The sequence below is a fragment of the Mycoplasma zalophidermidis genome, from assembly GCF_018913985.1.
Classification (GTDB): domain Bacteria; phylum Bacillota_I; class Bacilli_A; order Mycoplasmatales; family Metamycoplasmataceae; genus Mycoplasmopsis; species Mycoplasmopsis zalophidermidis.
In genome coordinates this window covers 12887-29722 of sequence record NZ_JAHMHK010000003.1, presented here as the reverse complement: position 1 = coordinate 29722, position 16836 = coordinate 12887, and the positions used below count along the sequence as shown (strand labels likewise).

13 protein-coding genes are annotated in these 16836 nt (G+C 26.7%); all 13 read left to right on the top strand.

Annotated elements, in window-relative coordinates; all coding sequences use genetic code 4:
* Nucleotides 1-102 precede the first annotated feature (102 nt).
* The 13 genes from KQ878_RS04395 to KQ878_RS02225 all read left to right on the top strand — a co-directional run bounded on the left by KQ878_RS04395 (nucleotide 103) and on the right by KQ878_RS02225 (nucleotide 16826).
* Nucleotides 103-4524: an AAA domain-containing protein gene (locus KQ878_RS04395; RefSeq protein ID WP_216567861.1), complete on the top strand. Its 4422-nt coding sequence runs from the start codon at nucleotides 103-105 to the stop codon at nucleotides 4522-4524.
* Nucleotides 4472-6277 (top strand): hypothetical protein, encoded by a 1806-nt coding sequence (locus KQ878_RS02275; protein WP_216567860.1) that lies wholly within the window; start codon nucleotides 4472-4474, stop codon nucleotides 6275-6277. Before KQ878_RS04395 ends, KQ878_RS02275 begins: the two co-directional genes overlap by 53 nt.
* A 54-nt stretch (nucleotides 6278-6331) precedes the next feature.
* Nucleotides 6332-6463 carry a hypothetical protein gene (locus KQ878_RS04210; RefSeq protein WP_281492785.1) on the top strand — a complete coding sequence of 44 codons (132 nt, stop codon included), beginning with the start codon at nucleotides 6332-6334 and terminating at the stop codon, nucleotides 6461-6463.
* Between the two features lie 21 nt (nucleotides 6464-6484).
* Entirely contained in the window at nucleotides 6485-6886 is a 402-nt protein-coding gene (locus KQ878_RS02270; RefSeq protein WP_216567859.1) for a hypothetical protein, read from the top strand.
* Between the two features lie 95 nt (nucleotides 6887-6981).
* Nucleotides 6982-7482, top strand: coding sequence for a hypothetical protein (locus tag KQ878_RS02265; RefSeq protein WP_216567858.1), 501 nt, complete (start codon nucleotides 6982-6984; stop codon nucleotides 7480-7482).
* Nucleotides 7482-9404: an AAA family ATPase gene (locus tag KQ878_RS04390; protein WP_308506970.1), complete on the top strand. Its 1923-nt coding sequence runs from the start codon at nucleotides 7482-7484 to the stop codon at nucleotides 9402-9404. The genes KQ878_RS02265 and KQ878_RS04390 overlap by 1 nt, the downstream gene beginning before the upstream one ends.
* Before the next feature lie 244 nt (nucleotides 9405-9648).
* On the top strand, nucleotides 9649-10602 hold the full coding sequence (gene holA / locus KQ878_RS02255; RefSeq protein WP_216505482.1) for a DNA polymerase III subunit delta: 954 nt from the start codon (nucleotides 9649-9651) through the stop codon (nucleotides 10600-10602).
* Nucleotides 10603-10907: 305 nt separating this feature from the next.
* Nucleotides 10908-11261, top strand: a complete 354-nt coding sequence (locus tag KQ878_RS02250) for a type III restriction endonuclease subunit M (RefSeq protein WP_216567857.1) — start codon at nucleotides 10908-10910, stop codon at nucleotides 11259-11261.
* Nucleotides 11204-12352 carry a site-specific DNA-methyltransferase gene (locus KQ878_RS02245; RefSeq protein WP_216567878.1) on the top strand — a complete coding sequence of 383 codons (1149 nt, stop codon included), beginning with the start codon at nucleotides 11204-11206 and terminating at the stop codon, nucleotides 12350-12352. The genes KQ878_RS02250 and KQ878_RS02245 overlap by 58 nt, the downstream gene beginning before the upstream one ends.
* A 175-nt stretch (nucleotides 12353-12527) precedes the next feature.
* Nucleotides 12528-13313 carry an MAGa4850 family ICE element protein gene (locus KQ878_RS02240; protein WP_216567856.1) on the top strand — a complete coding sequence of 262 codons (786 nt, stop codon included), beginning with the start codon at nucleotides 12528-12530 and terminating at the stop codon, nucleotides 13311-13313.
* A gap of 290 nt (nucleotides 13314-13603) precedes the next feature.
* The gene (locus KQ878_RS02235; protein WP_216567855.1) at nucleotides 13604-14884 is read left to right on the top strand and encodes a hypothetical protein; all 1281 of its coding nucleotides are present in this window, start codon (nucleotides 13604-13606) and stop codon (nucleotides 14882-14884) included.
* A gap of 2 nt (nucleotides 14885-14886) precedes the next feature.
* Entirely contained in the window at nucleotides 14887-15357 is a 471-nt protein-coding gene (locus KQ878_RS02230) for a hypothetical protein (protein ID WP_216567854.1), read from the top strand.
* Nucleotides 15345-16826, top strand: coding sequence for a type IV secretory system conjugative DNA transfer family protein (locus tag KQ878_RS02225; protein WP_216567853.1), 1482 nt, complete (start codon nucleotides 15345-15347; stop codon nucleotides 16824-16826). Before KQ878_RS02230 ends, KQ878_RS02225 begins: the two co-directional genes overlap by 13 nt.
* Nucleotides 16827-16836 lie beyond the last annotated feature (10 nt).

Sequence of the window (16836 nt, the reverse complement as noted above, 5' to 3'; positions counted from 1 at the left end):
TATACAATTTAACAAATTTATACCTTAAAATTTTATATTTTAATGTTTATTTTGTTTTCTTATTAATTCATATTCAATAAAAAAAAAAGGGGGGGGGCTCATATGGCAAATTTATATATTAATGGATTTTGAGTGAATGATATAGAAGCAAGAACTGATAATTGAGGTAAAAATGTTGAAAGTTGAGCTGATTTGTCCATAACAATGACGCGAAACTCAAATAAATATTCTAGAAAAAATTATGGATTCTTATTTTCAAACAACATTAAAAAAGAATATAAAGGTCTTGAAAAATCTCTGAAAGACCATAGCTTATTTAGAATATTCCTTAAAGATTTCGGTTTTATCGAAGATGATAAATCTGACTTTGAATTTGATTATCAAATGTTTATAGCTTCCGAAAGAAAATATAAAGACCCATTCATTTATTTAAACCAAAAACAACTAGACAAAAATAGTTTACCAGTTCCAAAACAAATTAAAAATGTAGTAATTGTTGCTAAAGTAAAAGATATTTATAAACAAAAATTTAAAGAAAAATGGAGAAAAAATTCGGTATCTTTATTCTTCACGGTAAAAAATGATAGCGGGTGGGAATTAACCAGATTAGAGTTTAATAATTTCCAGTACTTAGAACCTAACACAGATGATAAAACTAAATTTTATAACCTAGATAATGTCTTTGTTTCTGATGATTATGAAGAAAAACAAAAAACATCTTTAACATTACTAAGTAATTTAAAAGAGAATATTTTACCCAATGAGGAAACCAATAACTCTAATAAAATTGATTTTTATTTATTTAGAGAAATATTTAATAGTTTAAGGAATTTTTATAGCAATTCATTATCTTTAGGAAAATCAAACAATTATAATCAACAAGATGATTTCTCAAATAATTATGACACATTGTTTAACTATGGTATTAAAGACTTTATCGAGGAACTAAAAACAAAAAAAGATGAAATTGCTTCGAATTTGAGTAAATATTCTTATTTTGTCTTGAAAACGAATATTGAAAAGAAAATCGGTGACAAAATAAGAAATTTAACTCTATTTGACCATTCCGATACCAGTGACGACTGAAACATCGATATAACAATAAAAGATAAAATTGAAAATCCTAAAAAACTCACCACGGTTTTAGATGACAAAATTAAAAAATTGATTAGTGAAATAGATATTATACGAAGCACTATAGAAAAAAACAATAAAGAAATAAGTAACCAGAACAAAGAGTTAAAAGAATTAAATGAGAAAAAACAAGTAAAAGAAGAATATTGAAAGAACAATTGTAAACAGATTAATGAGTCTAATAAATATTTAGATATGGATTTACAAAAATTAGATTTCGAAGATATAAATATAGATAATAAAATAAAAGAAATATTACAATTTATAAAAAAACAAGATAACTGAAATAGCCTAGAATTAGAAAATTTTGAAACAGAAAACAATAAAACAATTAAAGAACTTGAGGATAAATCTAAGAAATTAGACGACACGATTGCTACGGAGAAAATGAAATTTGAGTCACTAAAAAATAAAATTAATAATCTTAAAAAAGAAGCACGGAAACCAAATGCTATTGCAGAAAAAAATGTAGAAATTACAAAAAATATAAAACAAAATGAATCAGAAAATGAGAAAATCAAAAAAAATCTTGATGTCCTAGATTCATACAAGAAAAAGTTGCAAAAAAGTTTAGTTCAAAATCGAAAAAAATTCATAGAAAAATGTATTGAAGCGGTTAAAGACAATATTAGTCCAATTAAAGAAAAATATGAATCGATGCCCGATGTAAACAAAGATATAAATATAATTGAAAAAAACATAAATACAAAAAAGAAAGAGAATTCTTTTCATAACGATTCAATAGAAAATAAAGAAAATGAAACTGAAATTTTAAAAAATCAAATTAAAGAAACAATCGAAAAATTCGACGAGTGAACAAAAAACAAACAACATCTCTATTTTATTGAATTAAAGAGATCAAAACCACAGTCGCAGGAAAATAAAAAAGAAAATAAAACACCACTAAAAATACCATCAAATTTTAAAGATCCTAATACCTGTTTAAATATAACGAATATCAATATCGGTACAAAAATGATTGTCGATCGATATTATAACGCCATAAAAAATTCAGTTGAAGGTTACTATAAAAATCCATATTCCATATACGGTTTAATAAATCCTCCCGTAATTCCTAAATCAATTCTTAGCGAGTCTAATTCATTAAACTTATTAAGTAAAATAATCAAGAAATATAGTTTGAATAATGAACAAGAAAAAAATATAAGAAAAATGCTATTAACCAATAGTATTTATTATTTACAAGGACCCCCAGGGACTGGTAAGACCAGAGTTATATCAGCTATGTGCGAACATCTAATTAAAAATGAGTTGCAAAACGTTCTTATAACATCATCAACACACGAAGCTATAGTTAACTGCTTGGATGAAGTGGATAAAAATAATCAAAGTGACCCTAATTTTATAATATATAAAAAGCAAAGAAAAACAGATATCAGACCAAACAAATATTCTGCACAAAGTCTATTTCATAATTTCATAATTAAAAGCTTTAATAATTTTCTACAAGAAAATGGAGAAACAAAAGAAAAAAATGACGAAATAAATAGATATAAAGAGATATCGGAAGATTTAGACCAATTAACAAAAACACTCAAAAACGAAAATCACGATTTAAAATTGCTAATGTGACTTTTTAGTGATCAGGCAGAAGAAAAGTTTGTTAAAGAGCATGAAAATAAAAAATGTTCCTCTTTTGTTGAAAACTATTCCGAATATCAGAAAAAATATCCTTTCTTACGAGATGATTTACTAATCGGTAATATAACTTCACCATTTTTTTTGCAGGAAAATAAATTAGAAAATGGTCGTAAAATTGTTGAAGAAATCAAAAAATATAAAAATCTCTCCACCTTTTTGAAAGATATGGCAGAAAATGAAAAAAAATTATTTTTAAGTACAGATTCTCTTTCAAAATATTTAAAATCAAAATTATCAATTAAAAACAAATCAAATCCTAAAGTAAAAATATTAAAAAACTTCATTGAATTCAAAAAAAATGAAGATGAAAAAAATAGAAACAATCAGGATGAAAATACGAATGAGTTTCTAAATTTTGATAGCAATAATCAAGATGATTTATTATATATGGATGATTCAAAGTGAAGTTTTGAATTTATAAATTACGCTAATGAAAATAATTTGATTAATCTAATTGGCCTAACAACAACTTCTAGAACAACACTAGACTTAGATGAATCAAATAATAAAGATATATTATTAGATTATCCTATCGACGTAACAATAATGGATGAAGTTTCTAAATCTTCTACGCCGGAAATACTTACACGTTTACTGGTATCAGATAAATTTATTATGTGCGGGGATTATAAACAATTGCCACCTAGTGAGTACATCCCTGAGGATGACATAAAAAAAGTATTAAAAAATAGTTTTGACAAAATTAATAATGAGCTTAGAACTAAGGAAATCGATGATAATAAACCGAGACACCTCATTCATAGATTATTGAAAAGAAAAGAAGTCATATCTAATAATGATTGAGAACAAAATAAAAACAATTGGTATAAACAACTAAAAGATTTCATCAACGCGCCTATTTTTAAAAACCAAATATTAGAAATTAAAAATAAAAAATATTCATCTAATAACGAACCAGTGTATGGGTTCTTTACTGAACAACATAGAACTAATGAAGTTATTATGAAACTGATTAATTGTTTTTATGATAATGATGAAAAACTTAGAATGCCTCAAGTTCATAACAATCTCAACGAAATTATTAAATTTAATAACGCATCGAATAAATTACATTTTATCGACACCACAATTCAACCAGAAAGTTTTATAACCAAATATGTAAAAAAAACAGAATCAAAATCATTGGATTTTAAAGGCGAAATTCCAAGAATAGGAGTGTTCGAAAATGAATTGTTTAAAAAAATTGAAACTCAATCAACATATAATCTTTACAACGCTTTAGTAGTTATTAATATCTTAATTGAGCTTAGAAATAATAATAGTTTCGATAAATTAAAGAAAAAAATTGGAGTCATTTCAATGACTAGGACTCAAACTAATTTAATTAGATTATTAATTGGGCAATGTCAAGAATTAAAAGGACTGAAAATCGACACCAACACTATTGACAACTTCCAAGGAAGAGAAAAAGAAATAATTATTGTTGATTTTGTCAGAAATAAGGACTACTGCATATTTCATGAAGTATCGGAAAATAAAATCGTTGTTACAAAACGAAGAGATGTTGAATTTTTAACAAATGACGAAAGAAATAATGTTGCAGCCTCGAGATCAAAAAATGTTTTATTTATGGTGGGTGCGTTCAAATATTACAAAACAATAAATTCTGATTTTCTGCTTAAGAAGTATTCAAATTACGGTGAAGAAGAACAAAATGAATCAAAATGAACTGACGGAAGTGCTATTTATGGAAAACACAAAGATTAATTTAAAAATAAAAATACCGTATTCAAAATGCGTAATCGAATTCAAAACCAGTACCAGACAAAACCTAACAAGCAATGACTTTTGTCTACTTCTGCCTTTATTATTTTCAGAACACACCAATGACAATTTAGAAAAATATTGGGATGTTGCAGTTAAACATTATAGCTGAAACGAAAAATATAAAGATTTTGTTGAAAAAGGACTTCGTAATTTAGTATTAGAAGAGACATTTAAAAATAAAGAAAAATTCGATAATGTTCAAAAAATAACAGATATGCTTTGTTGTGATTTAGAAATACGAAATGAAATTGTTGAATGAATAAACAAAAATGAATTTTATAAGCTTAAGGTTAATAAAAAACTAGATCAAGAGGAATATTTTGGAAATTATTTTACGAAATTACCATGTGACTCTTCAATAATCAATAATAAACAAAAAAAATTTCAAAAGGGTGAAAGGCCTGAAAGTGAAATTATCAGTGACTCATCATACACCATTGATGAAAAAATATTCAGACAACAATGTGAAATAAAATTAGAAGAAGATTATAAAAGAATAAATTCTCATTCCTTCATAGTTGAAAAAAATGCCTCTATCGTAGATGGCATGTATTACAATGAAATTATACTACCAGTAGATTTACGGTTTAATCAAGATGGTATTTTAGTTGAATCGAATTCTAAGATTTATATGTCATTATCCGAATATTACCCAGTTTATCTTGAAAAGCAGTTCAGTGAATACATTCACAATACATTTTCGCTTGAGATAACAACTAAAAATAAATCGAAAGATGTATTATGCTTTAGACGACTTGTCGATAAATGAAAAAATATTCAAGACTTAATAAATAGAAAACGTCTTTGTTTTGACGGACATCAATATACTTTTGATGAAAAAGGTATTTACCATTTCGTTAATGTTATCTGCCCATTTAAAATTGGTGATACAAAGATTGATTTTAAGTTAATCGGGCTACAAGAAGCAGATATTAATGTTTTTTTAGAAGACATCTATAAAAATGATAATTTCCAAAAGTTTGGGGATTTTAAAACTTATGATTGAAAAGATAAAGTTCAATCATTTATTGAAACAAAAATTTCAAAAGATAAAGATTTATATAAAAATTCCACGAATTTCCAAAATGCGGTTAAGCTTCTAAAAATGTACTCTGATGAAATCAACTACTCGGAGATTTTAAATATTAAAGAATTTGAAGAATTAATATCTGATATTGATATATTCACCAAGTCTAAAGATATAGTTTTATCATTAATACCATCAAATAACAATTTAAATATTGCTTCTCCAATCTGAAAATATCTTTATGAAAATGATAATAGACTATTTGATGACTTACTCGATAAATATTCATTTAATCAAGTATCTTCAGAAAAAAAATTCAAAACAAAATTAAAATTTATTTATGATGACCTTAATGATTTAGATAAAAAATGTGTCTTATTAAATAAAAAAATAAATGATTTAAAAACAAACGAATATATTAATGGAGACATTACCAAAGATTACGAAAAAATTGAAAAAGATGTCGAAAAATTTAATAAAAAAAGTAAACATTTTTGCGTATCTGTCAATTTTAATGAATTAAAAGAAGCTTTCGAAACTAGAAAAAAATCCGATAAAGATATTTGTTACAATAATTTACAATCTAGAGCTGTTAAATTAAGAAATAAAACTTCTGATGCGATAAATGACGATATAAAGAAAGAAATGAGTAAACTTCCTATTTAACAAAAAAATAAATTACTGCATCAAATAATCCACACACCAACATTCGAAGAATTAATGAACAAAATTAAGATAAATAAAATCTCTGAACTTGATAAGAAATTAACAGACCTTGAAAAAGATAATTCATTTATAAAAGAATTTAATGATGAAATTGAAAAAATGCATAAGGCTCAAAAAAGAAATTAAAATGAAAGGAAAAGAAAAAATATGTCGCATTCAGTAACTGTAACGTGTTCGCTAAACAACAAACAAAAATTAGAATTGCAACAATTTTGCGAAGAACAAATTAACGAATTAATACAAACAGGTAAAGCTATAAATGATAAGGAGATAAATTATACAATTGAAGAAACAGTTGGTGAATTAAGAGAATTTGTCAAGACAGAAATCGAAAGAATTGAAATTATTAAAACTTATTCGCAAGATATCTCGATTCAAGAATTTCAGGATCAACTAATTAAAATAATATCTAACCAAATATCAACCTTAAATAGTCGATTCATTAATAATCTTGACTCTATTGCAAAAAATTCTCGGAGAAGCAAACTGATTTTAAAAGTTATGTTGCTAAATATGGAGAAATCGCATATTACGCTGCCGAATATCTAAAAAATAATTTAATAGAATTTGATGAACAGAATCTATCGAACGTAATTGACAAACTTTTACAAAGTCAGGCAGATGAGCAACAAAAAAATATTTTCTTGAATAATGTAAAAGATATATTGAAAAGAAAATACAGCAAACATCCATCACTGCAGAACAAATTATTCTTTTTGGCACGGGATACAAAAAATTTGCAGGAAATGAATGATTATATTGTTTATCTTAATTCAAAAGACATTGCAATTAAGAATATGATTGCAGTAATTAATCCTATACTTGAAACAGTTGCAAAAGAAAATAGATATAAAATCAGCAATATTAAAACGGACTTAGATCATAGACAAAGAATATATATGAAATATACGTTGGTTAATGATTTAGGAGATGATTTTGACATTGAAATAAACGATATTCTAGCAATCGATTGAAAATATGGGGATTACAAAGGACACTGTTGCGAAAAAACAACGAACCTTATTTTCAAAGCTATTGAACAAAAAGGAATCGAAATCAAAGACAAAAAAATCACCAGAAACCACAATGCTCAAAGGTCAACATATAAAGCAAAAGAAAAAATCAAATATATAGGAGATAACTAATGTCATTTAAAAAATCAATCACAGAGCAACTTAAATTAAGATTAAGTTCAAAAAATATACTTGTAATAAAAGGTAATGTTACGGATTTTGTATTTCATAAAATGTTAGATATCAATTTTGAACGTGAACATCTAAATCAAAGCGAAGAAACAGGTATGCTTTCATTCATTGAATATTTATCAAGGTTTTTGTTTGATAACGATTATAAAAATATTCACTATTTTTCGCCAACATACGGGATTAAAATAGCTGAAGAAGGTATTTTAGATTTTGATTCAGCCAATTACGATCAATCAGAATCTGAATTTGAAGATAATTTCAGCAACCAAATTACTGATAATGATGATCTGGAGGCTAGAACCCAAATGCCAGCAGGCAGTCAATTTATAGAGTTAATAAATAACATTGAAAGAGAATTTAAGAATCACGATTCAGATAAAAATACTGTGTACATTGTTGATTTAGCTGAATTTATTTTTTCTGATAAAAATACTGAAATCAATATTAAAGATATTCAAAGATTAATGTCATCGTTCACAGACTACTTAAATAAAAAATATGGTAATTATATAAACGAAAAATTTAAATTAATTCTTATAGCCAATAACCAAGAGTTGTTTTCTTCAATATATTTTTCAAAATCAACAGAATGCGACACATTAATTATTAAACATCCTGATGCCAATGAAAGAAGATTGTTTTTCAAAGCGTTTTTACCTTCATTCAAATACTATACAAATAATCAGATAGTTAATTCAGACGATGAAATTGAGAAAGCAGTAACTTCAACTGATTCTTTAACATATCGAGAAATACTTCAAATGTTAAAAGTTGTTAAGTACAATCAAAAAATTGATGTTAAAAGTTTTAAAGAACTATACAGATTATTTAAATTTGAAGCCAAAGATTCACAATGAGAGAAATTAAGTAAAGAAACAATTCAAAAATGCGATGAAACTTTCGCAAAAAGAGTTCAAGGTCAAGATGAAGCAATTTCAGCGATAAAAAATACATTAATACGTTCATATGTTGGTCTTCAAGGCATCGCTCAATCATCAATTGAAGACAATAACAAACCTAGAGGAATCTTATTTTTAGCTGGGCCTACTGGTACTGGTAAGACTGAAATTGTCAAAGGACTCAGTGAACTTGTTTTTGGTGACCAAAGTAAAATAATTCGTTTCGATATGTCTGAATATAATCATGCTGAATCAGACCAAAAATTAATAGGTTCAGCTCCTGGTTATGTAGGTTATGAAGCTGGTGGACAGCTAACAAACGCTGTTATGGAAAACCCATTCTCGATCCTTTTGTTTGATGAAATAGAAAAAGCAAATGGTAAAGTTTTAGATAAATTTTTACAAATCCTTGAAGATGGGCGTTTAACATCTTCTAAAGGGGAACTTGTAGACTTTAGTGAAACATTTATAGTATTTACATCAAATATAGGAGCAAAGGAATGTAATTACAGTCAAACTAAAGAAAATATCAGAAAACATTTCTTTGATTCTGTAGTTAATTATTTTAAAAATGAATTAGGTAGACCCGAATTACTCAATAGAATAGGTACTAAAAACATCATCCCGTTTAACCCTATTAAAGATAAGGAGATAGCTTTCAGAATCTTAGAACATAAACTATCAAGAATCATCGACAATATTAAAAACAAAAAAAATATATTTATCAAACCTATCATGGAAGAAAAAAAATCAGAATTATTTACTTCTATCCATAAAACATTTAATTCAGAATTAGGGGGTCGTGGTTTAGTCGCTCAACTAGAAACTTTATTCGTAGACCCATTTTCACGTTTCATGTTTGAAAATAGTGATAAGTTAATGAATATCAATAATGAAGAAATAGTGAATGTTGTTTATGATTTCACACCATCAAATAATAAAATAGAATTCCGAATTAATTAGTATTTTTTAACAATTATGATATTTTAAAAACGCTAATCGTAGCATTTATATTATTACTGCTAACAACAAATGTTGATAGCATTTTTTTATTATAGAATTATTTAAAATTTAATGCACATCCTAATATTTGAATTCACTTTAAGTATAACCAACATAGATAAATCAAAAAAATTTTAATAAATATACATTTACTGATTTTGCAGTACTTTCATTTAATTAATGAATTGTTATATATAATTAAAATATGTATTTAATTTATGGTCAAGAAAAGTATTTTGTTAATGAGTATATACAACAAATAATTAAAGCAAATAATAATTTTGAATTAGTCAATTTTTATTACGCAGACGAAAATAAAACAGTTGAATTAACTAATTTAATTGGTTTAAATTCATTATTTCAAGAATCTCGAATCATTGTAGTATATGACTGCCCTTATTTTGAAAATAAAATTTCAAAAGAGGAAGCAATTTTAGCTGAAGAATTAGCTAAGATTATTGAAAAAAATACTCAAGATACAGTGGTTTTCGTAAATACCAACATAGTAAAACAGGAAAAAATTGCTAATAATATTTTTACGAAATATTTAATGAAATTTAATCCCAAATTACTGTTCGCGAATACACTGACAGGTTCAGATTTAACAAAAAAAATAAATCAAATTGTACATGATTTAGGCGGACAAATAGATAACATTTCAATCAATGCTTTATTAAGAAAAGTTCCAAATGACTTATATTTAATAAATTTAGAATTAATCAAACTTGTTAATTTAAATAAAATAATAACAGTTGATATGATTGAAAAAACAATCGGTGAAACATTCAATGAGGATGTGTTTGGCTTTTCTAATAGTTTTGAATCAAATAATTTTAATCTTATTTGAATTAAATATAAGGAAAAAATCAACGAAGGCGTTGATATATCATTGCTAATAGCTCAAGCAAGTCAGTTATTTATTTTAGCTAATGAAATATACTGTTACTCTTTAGCTAAGAAGAATTTAAGCGACTTAGCCGATGACTTTAAATTAAATTTTTATCGTGTTAAAAAAGTTTATTCACTACTCACAATTTTAGGCATTAAACGTATTCAATCAATGATTAAGCATTTAGCTAAATTAGATCGTGAAATTAAATCAGGGCAAACTGATCCTGAAATTGGTTTTGAACGTTTCTTGATTAATTATTTTAGATAATTATTCACTTTTCAAAATCAAAAAAAGATTAAGCTAATTATTTCAATTTTATTGAAATTAATTTTGTTTTATGAACGCGTCTTTTAATCGAATATTAGCTGTTTCTAAGCCAAAATAAGTCCATTTCGTCTTATTTTAATCATTTATATTCCGATAGTATAATCGAATTAATATTTTTTACTGTACTATATTTTTTTCGATCATATTACTAAACCAAGATAATTAAATAGATTCTTTAAATATTATTTATAACTTTAATATAATAATAAAAATAGCACTTTACTATTTTTTATAAGGAGACTAAAATGAATAAATTATTGGAAGAATATTTAATAAAACTTGATGAATTACCTAATACGGAGTTTAATATAGATCAAAAGATATTATGTAAAAAGCTGCTCCAAAAAGTAGAAGATGAAAGAGATTTGCCAAATGTATTTCAGTTCTTAACCCAAAGAGTTAAGACTGGTTTTATTTTTGACATCGCGCCAACAGTAGATTCGGGTTCAGTAGCGATTTTAAAATACGATGAACATAAATCATTTATCAATAAATTAGGCGGAAATGATAACACGCTAATAATTGGTGAAAACTATGATGCATTAAAGAATCTATTAGTGAGAGAGAGAGAGCGGGGCTTGAATTTAATTATGATGTAATTTATATCGATCCTCCTTATAATACCGAAGCATCAAAAAATGACGGCAACAGCGTTGCAAACGACAAAGAGTTCGTTGATTCCAACAAATTTATCTATCGGGATAAATACAGCCGTAACGGTTGGTTAAACATGATAAATGAAAGACTAAGAATGGCAAAAGACCTATTAAAAGAAGATGGGGTTATTTTTGTTTCGATTGATGACAACGAACAAGCTTATTTAAAAGTATTAATGGACGAAATTTTTGGGGAAGAGAATTTTGTTGCAAATATGATAAACAAAACGGGTGCAGGAAGATCTGACTCGAAAAATATTGCTATTAAAAAAGAATATGTTTTATGTTATCAAAAAACCAATTTATTTATAGCTAATAAAAAATCAAGTAATATAGAAAATTATAAATATAAGGATAATAATGGTTTTTACTCAAGAAACTCATTTGATAGACAAGGCTTAAGATATAGCCCATCATTAGATTATGAAATCATAGCACCTGATGGGTCTAAAATTTATCCTGGTAATTCCAAAGAAAAATGATTAGATAGACAAAAAAATAAAAATATTGAAAGAGATTGGTGTTGAACTCTTTCAAAAAAAGAATATAAAAATAGAAACGATAATGGATTAATTGAATGATATAAAGTTAATAATCAATGAAGAGTTGCATATAAAAAATATTTTGACGCTAACGATAAAAGTATACCCTATTCAGATTTAATAAATGATAAATCATATAATGGAATGTATGAAATCAAACAAATATTCAACAATAGAGTTTTTAATTATCCGAAATCAATCGAACTGATAAAGTATTTATTAAATTTGTGTCAAAATAAAAACGCTCGCATTCTTGATTTCTTTGCAGGTTCAGGTACAACAGGTCATGCTGTTATGGAACTAAATAGAGAAGATGGCGGAAATAGAACTTTTACATTAGTGACAAATAATGAAAATAATATTGCCGATGAAATCACGTATGAAAGACTTTATAGAATAAATAACGGTAAAGGAACAAAAGGCGAAACATTTGATTGGTTAAAGAAAAACGAACCTTATCGTGAAAATTTAAATGTTTTTAAGAATGCGTAAAAAATTAGTGTGTAAAAAAGCTGCAACCTACTTGCAGCTTTTTTGATTTTAAAAAAAATTAGTAAATGAAAAGGAGGGAACAACCCCCCCCTGACAACTGAATATATTATACCACAAAAATGTTGTTCCCAACTTTTCATTTTCTAAAAAAACAAAAATTTTTTTAGGAGTTATTATGAGTGTTTGAAGCAATTTAGATTTGATGGAGAAAGAAGGTCAGCAAGAAGAAATTAGAAATTTTTACAGCAATGTAAATTTTGTAAAAAAATATGATCGCAAAGTTTATGATAAACAAAACTTTGAGCATGTTTGAAAATTCATTAAAAATGCGAAGTTGGTTATTTCACGAAGTTGAAAAAATAAATTAGCTGGTAATGAAGTTTTGGTTAAAGTTTTTATGACTATTAGAATGTATAAAAAACTAAATTGTGAGATAAGTAAAAATGATTTAGTTTCGCAACTTGGTTTTAAGAAAACGACGCTGAATTTAGCCATTAAAAAACTTGTTGATTTAAACCTTGTGGATGGCGAAATTTTAAGAGAAAAAAATGTCTTGAAATTGAAAAAAATAAACCTGAGAAATAAGGGTGAAAATTACGTTGTGATTAGAGGTGAAAATGCGATGAAAATTTTGCTTTTAAATGGTTTGAAAGCAGCGTGATATTTTGTAGTTGAAAAATATAAATCTAAAGCTTTAGCAGGCAAAAAATTTATCATGCGTAAGGGTGATAAAAAAGTTATGCTGCAAAATGGTTTTTATGATGATATGAGCCGTAGTGGTGTTTTTAGAATGCATAATGCTTTTGCTGAGATGTTAGGGTTTGGAGTTAAACAAATTTATCAAGTTGTGAGAGGTGTAGAGAAAAAATTTATTTGCTTAAAAAATAAACTAGGACAAGTTTTTAGAAAGTTTGTCGGTTATGAGTTTAAGTGTGAAAGATATTTAATTATGAAGTTTTAATTAGATAAAAGAGAGTCATGTATATGGACGTGTAGTTTAATGTAAAACACGATTTATGATACGTATTCTGGTTCGAGTCCAGATAGTCCGCTGAAAATCAAACATGATTCTGATTAAAACGAAATTAGATATTTTTAAAAAATGGAGAACTATCGATGTCGGTGGTGTTCTTTAGCATAGCGATGATGGGAAAAACGAAGATTTTGAGAGTGGGAAATTTTGGTTTGGACAAAATCTGGAACATAAATATATTAGTCATGTATATGTTATATATATGACGTGGGAGATTAATGAATAGACAAAGGATATATTCTAATATCGAGTTTGCTAAATATGGTTTGGAGAAAAAAATACAAAAAGGTCAAGACCAGGTTCATGACTGGGAGTTTTATTCTTCAGGAAGACATTTGCGTTATATAGCTCGTGTTGATGCTGTTTATGTTCAAGATGATGATAAAACCAAGTTTGATTTAGAAAGTGAATTTAAAAAATCAGGTTTAGATTTTAAATCGTGGATGAATTTACAAACCAGAGTTAAAAAAGATAGTGCAAAATCTGGAGTTTATCGTTTGTTTGAAAATCCCAAAGATATTAATGTTAATGATGAAATTGAATTATTGAATAAGATTTTGCAAAAACAAATTGTTTGAGAAATGATTATTAATCCAGGACAATTTGGAGTTGATAATTTTATGTTAGATAAAAATGAGTGAGCAGATTTATTAAATGTGCATATGCGAAAACTTTTGAAGGCAAATCATTTAGATCCTGAGAATATAAGAGGTCATTGAGTTATGCATTCTAATACAGATTTTCCTCATGTGCATTTAAGTTTTTGAGAAATAAATCCTAATACACAGACTAAAAAAGAGGGATTGGTTTTTAAACAAAAAGGTTGATTTAGTAAAAAATCTGTACAAAATTTTAATAATGTTTTATCTTCGGAGGTTATTTATCAAAAAGAATATCGCAAGTTAAATGAAACCAAAGCTAAAACCTGAGATATTAGAAAGCATATAAAAGCGATTACGACGCTGGATGATGTGCGAAATGAAGAAATTTATGATGATGTATTTAAAGTGCGCGATTATATGCTTAATCGCAAAAATAAAACATATGTTAAAGCTGATGAAGATATTAAAGAAGCAATTTGAAATATTTTTGATTATGTGCAAAGTAATAATGACGACATTAAAATGCAATATCAAAATTACATGTCAGAGTTAGAAAAGTTAAAAGGCGAAAAGTTAGCATCACTATTTAACGAAAAATTAAAAAACAATTTTATTGATAAAGAAAAAGATGAGTTTGAAAAACAAATCGGTAATTTGATTATTAAGTTATGTTTGAATGAAGATGAGATGAGCGAAAGGTCAGATTGATTTAAGGGTTTAAATAGTGTTCAAAAAATATTTATTCAAAAATCAGCAAGACGCAAAAGTGAAGCTAAACGAAACCTGAATTTAAAATGAATAATTGATGGTTGAAATTGAGAAGCAAACGGAGTGCATTTTAGACATAAATTGGAAGCTTTACGAAGTTATCGCAAAAATGTTAAGGCAAGGTATTAAATATGAAGCACAAAAAATTCTTTGATTCTAAGTTTTTTAGATTTTTAAAATATTTTTTTAGTTTAGTTATTGTGCCTTTTATTTGTTTTGTATTAGTTGGTATTGTCGGAACGGTATTAATTAGTCGTGATAAGGCAATTAAGGGGTGATTTAAGGGTGAAAGAGATGTCTGGGGCGATATAGTTAATTTCTATGTGCTCGAGAATAAATATCGGCTTTATGGTTTAGTTTTGATTTTAGTTGTCAGTTTTATATGTTTGGTTGTTTTGAATTATAAGGACTGATTAAAAAATATATCTAGATCACAAGCAAATGATAATTCACCATTTTTATATAACCAGGAAAGTGGTGAGGGTAATTTAAAAAAATTTAAAAAGGAATTTGCGAATAATAATGAATCTGGGTTTGTAATAGGTATATTAAAAAATACGGCGATATGGTTAATCACTCTGACTCTCATATGATTTTATTAGGGATTGCTGGTTCGGGTAAAACTTGAAGAATACTTTTTCAAAATATCGTCCGTAATGCAAGTTTGTCTGATGATAAAAAAGCAAATATGGTAATAATCGATCCAAAACAAGAATTATTAGAAGCAACGGGTGGTATTTTAAAAAAACAAGGTTATGACGTGAAGCTGTTTGATTTAGATAATCCTAATAACTCCGTACGCTGAAATCCATTGAAGTTAGCTTGAGATTACTTTCATTCAAAAGAGTATAAAGAATTAAGTAATTTAGATTATTCGGAAGGTTTTGATGCACTGCGTGAAGTGGTTGAAGAATTAAAATGAGGCGATAGACAAGACGACGGGATTTGAGTAGCACAAGCGAAAAATGTCGTGATGACAATATTAAAATTTATGGTTCTTTACTCGTTAGAAAATAAAAAGTTTAGTTTAAATTACTTTACATTGTCAAATGTTGTTGCGTTTTTAAATTTAGATACTTTTACGATGGGTGAATGAACCAAGATTGTAAATGAAAATAGATATAAATCAATTTATTGAGAAAAATTAAAACGTGAGATGGATGCACTAATTACGACAGTGCCTGAGACATTAACTGGTATTTTGATTAATGCTACGAAGGCTCTAATTCAATTTTCTAATGATTTAAAAACTGAAGAAATTACATCGAAAAATAATGTTGATTTTGAACAAATGATTGGTAATGATAGACCATTTGCGATATTTATCAGTTTTCCAGACCATAAAAAATCATCATCATTTCTAATTCCGATTTTAATTAGTCAAATTTATAAAAGTGCGATTTCGAAGGCAAATTCTTTACCAGGTAAAAAATTGAATAGAAGTTTGCTATTTATTATGGAAGAGTTTAACTCAATTGAAAAAATACCAAATTTAGGTGATTGAATGTCGATATCAAGGTCGAGAAAAATATTTTTCCTTTTGGTATTGCAGGACTATACACAATTAGATAAATATAACAGTGGTAAATCAGAGCATAAATTAATTAAATCGCAGGCAAGATTAACAGTGTTTTTAGAAACTAATAATGAGGAAACGCTAAAAGCGTATGCTGAGGTGTTAGGTAAGTATGAAAAAGAGAGAAAATCGACTTCATATAATGGCAAAACAAAATCAGTTTCATCATCATTAAATAAAGAATTTGTGATGGATGTTGGCGATTTGAAATACAAATCTAAGGAGTTGGCGATTGTGTTAGCTGGTGGGTATAAACCGATAGCGATTAAACCAATGTTTTTATTTGATTATATGGATAAACCGAATTATGAGCATAGAGAGATTGTTGCTGATAGAAATGATGGTATTTTGTGAGATTTTGAAAAAATGACCGAAATTAATATTGATGGTGGAGGTAGCGTTGAAAAAATATATGATGAAGATTTAAATAAACTGATAGAACAGAGAAAAAATTTAAATATTTTGTGCTCGAATGCAAATAGTGAAGAAAACTAAAATTAAGGGG